Genomic DNA, 6,525 nt, shown 5'->3' with positions numbered 1-6,525 from the left:
CGGCGCCAACCTGCCCGACTACCAGGCCAAGCTCAAGGCCCTGGGCATCGGCTGACGACGACGCCCACCGACGTCGGCGGGATCCCGCGGGGATACCGCACGAGCCGGGTCGTGGCGTCGCCCTGGGCGTGACAGCCCGGGCCGCGTGACCTGACACGCGCGCGCGGTGCGAGCCGCGCCACCGGACCCACCGGTGGCGCGGCTCCTCGCTTCCGGCCCTCGCGCCGGATCAGACCTCCGCCACCACCGGGCGCACGTTGTAGCCGTCCACCCGCAGAGCGGGGCGGCCCGAGGGCAGGCCCGCCGCCGGCCACGACACCGTCACCGCCCTGGACTCGCCCGGCAGCAGCCACAGGTAGTTGTCGCCGTAGAGCGTCGGCAGGACGCGTGCGCCGCCGTCGGCGTCCACCAGCGACAGCCGGACCATCGCGGCGACCGACCGCCCCTGGTTGCGCAGCGTCGCCGTCAGGGTGCGCCACGGGCCGGAGCCGGACACCCGGCCGGGACCGGCGCTCACCCGCACCCGCGGCAGCGAGTTGAGCGCCGCCATGGCCGAGGGCGTGCGGTAGCGCCAATACGTGTTCCGCGACACGACCGAGCCACCGCTGTCGGCGAGCGAGAGCCGCAGCAAGTGCAGGTCGGGCAGATCGGCGGTCCAGCCGGCGGTGAACGCGGGCGCGGCGGCGGCGGGGGCGAGGTCCAGGGCGGCCCGCCGCTCGGCGCCGAGCCGCCGCCCGGACAGGTCGTACAGGCCCGCCGTGACCGTGGCCCCGGCCAGCGCCCGCGCCGTGTGGTTGACCGCGGTCACCTGGCCCGTGACCGGGTCGGCCTGCACGTGCAGCGGCTCGCAGCCCTTCCGGGAACCGTAGTAGGCGCCGTTGACGTCGAAGTCGTAGTCGTAGGTCTGCCACACCGTGCTGTGCCACGCCGGGTGCGACATCCACAGCATCAGCCCGCTGGCGTCGTCCCAGAGGTTGGCGTTCCACGCCTCGAACATCGCCCGGGTGTTCTCGTAGTTGACGAACTGCGCCTTGGTGGCGAAGTCGTCCAGGCCCGTCGCGGCGCCGAGCCTGGCCTCGATGGCGGCCTTGTACGTCTGCGGCGCCTGGTTCCCGTTCTCACTCCAGTCGTGGTAGTACCACGGACCGCCGATCGGCCACTCCGGCTCGCCGCCCACCAGGCCCCGCACGCTCGCCGCCGTGGACACCACCGGCATGCCGATCTCGGTGTGGAAGCCGAAACCGTGGCTGCCGTAGGTGCCGGGGTCGAAGTACCTCTCCGGCTCGACCCAGGAGTACGGGCCGCCGCCGCTGATGACGCCGCCGGCGGAGTTGCTCTGGTAGAGGATGCCAGGGGCCTGGGACCGGACCGCCTCACGCATCCCCTCGTCGATCGCCTGCGGCGGATTGCCCTCGTTGGCGCCGCACCAGACCACCACGCTCGGGTGGGCGCGGTAGCGCAGCACGGTGTCGCGGGCGATCGCGTTGTAGACGTCGTGGTCGGGCGGGTCCATGCCCCACGCGTTGGGGAAGTCGTTCCACACCAGCAGGCCGTACTCGTCGCACTTGGCGAAGAACTCCTCGCGGTTGCTGGAGGCCACCCAGTTGCGGATCATCGTGAAGTTCATGTCGCGGTGCATGCGCACCGCCGCGTCCATCCGCTCGGCCGGCATCCGGCGCAGCAGTTCGTCCCAGCCCCAGTTGCCGCCGCGGCAGAAGACCCGGACCCCGTTCACACTGATCTTCAGCGGATCCGGGGTGTTGCTGACCGACGCCACGTCCGTCCAGCTCTCGCCGTCGTCCGACACCTGGATCGTGTACGTCTTCGGGTACGCCTGCTCCCACAGCACGGCCACCCGGTCGAAGGACTGCGCGGAGCCGAGGTCCACCTGGATCCACTGGTTGTCCTGGTAGGCCGAGGACCAGCGGGTGCCCGGGTCGCCGTCGGTGGCGTTGGCGGGCACGTTGCCCGAGCCGTCCTCGACGGAGGAGGCGGTCACGGGCCTGCGCAGCGCGAGGTCGGTGCCCGGCGCGGAGCTGTCGAGGACCGACAGCGTCCACAGCGAGATGCCCCAACTGGTGGCCCGCGTACCGCAGTCCAGGCGCACGTGGCGGGCCGTGACGGCCGGGAACGACGTCGTGCGCAGGCTCGCGTCGCCGCTGTTGAACGGCAGGGGCACCGCGGTGTTGTCCACGGAGGCCGCGTCGGTCCACGTCGAGCCGTCGGCCGAGACCTGCACCACGTAGGTGCGGGCGTAGGCCTGCTCCCAGGTGAGGTCCACCCGGTCGAAGGACTGCGCGGAGCCGAGGTCCACCTGGATCCACTGGTTGTCCTGGTAGGCCGAGGACCAGCGGGTCTTCGGGTCGTCGTCGGTCACGTTCCCCGGCTGCGTACCGTCGGCGACCGTGGAGGAGGTGGCCGGCGCGTGCAGCGCCAGGTCGGTTCCGGCCCGCGCGCTGTCGGCCACCGCGAGCGTCCACAGCGAGAACCCCCAGCCGGTCGCCCGGGTCAGGCAGGAGATCCGCACGTAGCGCGCCTGCCGCCGGCCGAGGTCCACCGACTGGGTGTACGCGTCGCCGGAGGCGGTGAACGGCAGCGGCACCCGGTAGTCGTAACCGAACTCGCGCATGCCGAAGCGGGTGGTGCGCCGATCGCTGACGCCTCCGTCGACCGCCGCGGTGACGGTCAGGTCGTGCAGGGCCGGGTCGCCGTAGCCGTTGGGCCACCACAGCCGCGGGTCGCGCAGCCTCAGCGCGTCGTGGTCCGCCGGGGCGAAGACGACCTCCACGCTCGCGCCCGCCGGTACGGTCACGGTCCGCTCCACCCGCACCCCGTCGAACGCGGCGGCCACGCCGACCTCGTGGTCGCGGGTGTCGGCGTTGCGCACCGGGACCACGATCGTCACCTCCGCGCGGTCGGTGGCGGGCAGGTCCGGCAGCCTGGTGTCGACCCGCGGGTCGCCGATCACCGCGTGGCCGGTGGAACGCAGCCGCACGTGGTTCCAGATGCCGGCCGCCCGGTCGCGGACCGCGGGCATCCAGTCCCAGCCGGAGGCGGCCAGGTACGTGGGCGAGGCGAGGTTCATCTGCCCGGCACCGGCGTCCACCCACGACGCTCCGTCGGGCCCCTTGTCGTGCGGGCTGCCGGGTACGGGCATCGGGCTGATCCGCACCGCCAGCGCCTGGACGTCCGGGGCGAGGAGCGCGGTGACGTCGTGGGCGCAGCGCGCGAAGGGGTGGGTCAGCGTGCCGACCCGCGAGCCGTTCAGCCAGATCTCGGCCTCGTGGTTGACGCCGTCGAACTCCAGCCACACGTGGCGGCCGCTGCCCGTGTCCAGGCCGCGGGGCAGCGCGAAGTCCCGCTTGTACCACCACGAATGGCGCGACAGCGCCTCCGGGACGTGGAGGTTGCCGAAGCCGGCCACCGGGTCGGGCAGCTTGCCCTGCTCGACCAGTGAGGCGAGTACGGTGCCCGGGACCGTCGCGGGCAGCCAACCGCCGGTGTCCACGCCGGGCCTGGACAGGTCCGCGCCCGTACCGCCCGCCCAGTCGTCCATCGTCAGGGTCCACCCCGACTCCAGGGGCACCGTACCGTCGGCGGCGGTCCGCAGCGGCGGCGCCACCCGGGCGTGCCGTCCCCAGTCGGTCCAGCCGGTCGCCTCGGGTCGCCGGCCGGGCGCGGTCCCGTGGACCTCGAAGCCGTTGACGCCCAGCGGGTTGCCGCTGGAGCGCTTGTGCGCGGTCAGCCGCACCCAGCGGGCGGGCACCGGCCGGTCCAGGGGAATGTCCACGACCCCGCCGGTCCCCGACGTGGTCCGGTACGCCACGTCCCACGACGTGCCGTCCCGGGACGTCTCGACGGTGAACTCGGTGGCGTAACTCGACAGGATCTCCTGACCGGTGGTGCCGTCGGACCAGTTGCCGGAAGGCGCCGGGGTGAACACCGGGTCGCCGGCCGCCGCTTCGAACGTCAGGCGCACCGAGGACACCTGGCACACGGCCTGCAGATCGACCGAGATCCACTGCGGATCGCCGTCACCCGCCCGCCATCCGGTGCCCCTGACGCCCGGGGAGCCGAGCCCGTCCACCGCGAACTCGGCGGGCGCGGGCGCGTACGCCGTCGAGGAGACCGCGACCGGGCGGTACGCGGCGAGTTCGCCCGGCTCGGAGCCCCCGGCGGGGCCAGCCGCCTGCGGCACCGCCCCGGCGCTCGCCGGAAGGGCGACGCCGAGGCCGAATCCGGCGAGGAGGGTGGAACCGGTCGCGACGACCGATCTGCGGGAGGGGTGGGGCGGTTGGTGCGACATGGGTGGTCTGTTCCAATCCGAGCTGGGCCCATGGAGCGGACGACCCGCGAACCGACTCCATGACAACGTTGCCATAGGCTGTTTGCCGCGCCGGGTGTCTGTCAAGGGATTCGACCTTTCCCCTTGGCCGGATGACGGTGTGTGACCACGGGCCGAGGCGCACCGCCGGACCCCCGGAGCCGGCCCGCCCGGACACGCCGCAGGTCAGCGCGCCTTGCGTCCGAGACGGCTTGTAGCATGGGTGGTCCGGAGATGGAGGACATCGATGCAGTCCGAGGACGACGCGGCTTCCCTCGAACAGGCGGCGAGGACTTTCCTCGCGGTACGTCCGCGGCTCTTCGGAATCGCCTACCGCATCCTCGGCAGCGCGGTGGAAGCCGAGGACATCGTGCAGGAGGCGTGGCTGCGGTGGCAGCGGACGAACCGCGCCGAGGTCGAGGAGCCGGCGGCGTTCCTGGCGACGGTCACCGCGCGGCTGGCGATCAACTACTCCCAGTCCGCCCGGGTGCGCCGGGAGACGTACGTCGGGCCCTGGCTTCCCGAGCCGGTCGACACCAGCGGCGATCCGGCGCTCGGCGCGGAACGCGCCGAGGCGCTCGACATGGCGGTCCTCTTCCTGCTGCAGAAGCTGAACCCGGTGGAACGAGCCGCCTACGTCCTGCGGGAGGCGTTCGACTACCCGTACAAGCGGATCGCGGAGATCCTGGAGACGAGTGAGGCCAATACCCGTCAGCTGGTGAGCCGAGCCCGCAAGCACCTGGTGGCCGAGCGCAGGGAGCCGGTCAGCACCACGGACCACCGGCGCCTGATGGAGGTGTTCCTCGCCGCGGCGCGGACCGGCGACCTGTCGGTGCTCGAGGACGTCCTCACCACGGACGTGGTCAGCTACACCGACGGCGGCGGGGTGCGCGGGGCGTCCAGGATCCCGGTCGTCGGGGTGTCGCACGTGTCCAAGTTCCTCGCCGCCTTCGCCCCGCGCTTGTGGCCCGCGGCCAGTACCCGCTGGGTGGAGGCCAACGGCCGGCCCGCGGTGCTGGTCACGGTGGACGCGAACGCGGTGGCCCTGCTGTCCCTCGACGTGTCGCCGCGAGGCATCGAACGCGTCCTGTGGGTGATGAACCCGGCCAAGCTGGCTCCCTTCGTGGCCTCGCTGAAGGACTGAGGTCCCCCCGCCGCCGTGGCCCGGCCGACAGGGCACCGCCTCCCCGGCCCGGTCACCGGGTGTGCCCGCGGCGGACCACCCGCTACGGGGCCGGTTCCCTGCGCAGCCGCGGATCGGTGATCCCGCCGGGGCACTCCTTGCGCCGCTCCCAGCCCGCGAGTCCGGCCCCCGCCCGGTAGGCGTCGTCGAGGAACTTCAGAGCGGTGGCCCACGGGTCGGACGAGGCGCGGGCGTCGTCGTACATGAGCAGCGCGAGGTGGTTGCCGCGGGCGGCCGACCACGTGGCGGCCGCCGGGCGCAGCGGGCGCTCGGCCAGTCCGGGCGGTTCGGGAGCGGTGTAGGAGTAGAAGGCGGGGGCGGGCACGGAGTCGTCGCCGAACCAGAAGCCCGCGCTGATCACCTCCCGCGAGTACGCCTCGCGCGTCACCGGGTCGGCGCCCGGCGGCGGCTCGATCTCCCGGTCCGAGAAGCGGCTGACGGCGATGTCGAAGGTGTGCCAGAAGTGGTGCACCGGGCTGGTCTTGCCCCAGAAGCCCGCCGCGTACTCCTCCAGCAGCAGGGCGACCTGGCTGAGCACCCGCCAGTAGACGGCGACCGCCGCCGGATCGTACGCGCCGTGCTCGTAGTCCGCGGCGAACGGCCTGTCCGCGTCGGGCAGGTCGTACGGATAGGGGTGCTCCGGCTTGGCCTCGATGCCGAGAGCGGCCAGGGCGGTGAGCACGTCCCGGTAGAAGTCCGCGACCGAGCGGTCCGTCAGCGGGAAGGAGGTCTGCCGGCCGGACAGCGTGCTCACGACGAGACGGTGCGCCACGAAGTCGAAGTCGACGCAGAAGGCGTCTCCGCCGAGCACGGGCCCCGTCGGCCGGCTGGTGACGCCGCGGCCGGTGAGGTGGAACGGCACGTTCCACCAGTGGTTGCGGCGAGGACTGCCCGCCAGCCGGATCTTGCCCACGATCTGCAGGAAGCGGTGCAGCGTCTCCTTGGTGTCCCGCCAGGACTCCAGCGGCACGGGCGGGAACAGCTCCATGGCGCCTCCACGAGTCGTCGGGCGGCCCGC

3 protein-coding genes are annotated in these 6,525 nt (G+C 73.1%); 1 reads left to right on the top strand and 2 read right to left on the bottom strand.

The genetic code is table 11. The features are described from left to right. Nucleotides 1-229: 229 nt before the first annotated feature. Nucleotides 230-4,306 carry a discoidin domain-containing protein gene (locus tag K7G61_RS32535; protein ID WP_225850733.1) on the bottom strand — a complete coding sequence of 1,359 codons (4,077 nt, stop codon included), beginning with the start codon at nucleotides 4,304-4,306 and terminating at the stop codon, nucleotides 230-232. A 265-nt stretch (nucleotides 4,307-4,571) separates the two neighbouring features. Here K7G61_RS32535 and K7G61_RS32530 point away from each other — a divergent pair, with 265 nt between their 5' ends. Continuing rightward, a complete protein-coding gene (locus tag K7G61_RS32530) occupies nucleotides 4,572-5,468 on the top strand; it encodes an RNA polymerase sigma-70 factor (protein WP_225850732.1) in 897 nt (298 codons plus the stop codon). An 82-nt stretch (nucleotides 5,469-5,550) separates the two neighbouring features. Here the strand turns inward: K7G61_RS32530 and K7G61_RS32525 are convergent, their stop codons facing one another. Beyond that, nucleotides 5,551-6,495, bottom strand: a complete 945-nt coding sequence (locus K7G61_RS32525) for a DUF5996 family protein (protein ID WP_225850731.1) — start codon at nucleotides 6,493-6,495, stop codon at nucleotides 5,551-5,553. Nucleotides 6,496-6,525 lie beyond the last annotated feature (30 nt).

This window comes from Streptomyces sp. HPF1205, assembly GCF_020400825.1.
GTDB lineage: Bacteria > Actinomycetota > Actinomycetes > Streptomycetales > Streptomycetaceae > Actinacidiphila.
Note: the sequence above shows the minus strand (reverse complement) of the source record. Positions and strands in the feature narration are given on the sequence as shown.

Excerpts from the sequence above, each read along its gene's own strand:
- K7G61_RS32525 (WP_225850731.1), bottom strand. The coding sequence starts at position 6,495 with ATGGAGCTGTTCCCGCCCGTGCCGCTGGAGTCCTGGCGGGACACCAAG.
- K7G61_RS32535 (WP_225850733.1), bottom strand. The coding sequence starts at position 4,306 with ATGTCGCACCAACCGCCCCACCCCTCCCGCAGATCGGTCGTCGCGACC.
- K7G61_RS32530 (WP_225850732.1), top strand. The coding sequence starts at position 4,572 with ATGCAGTCCGAGGACGACGCGGCTTCCCTCGAACAGGCGGCGAGGACT.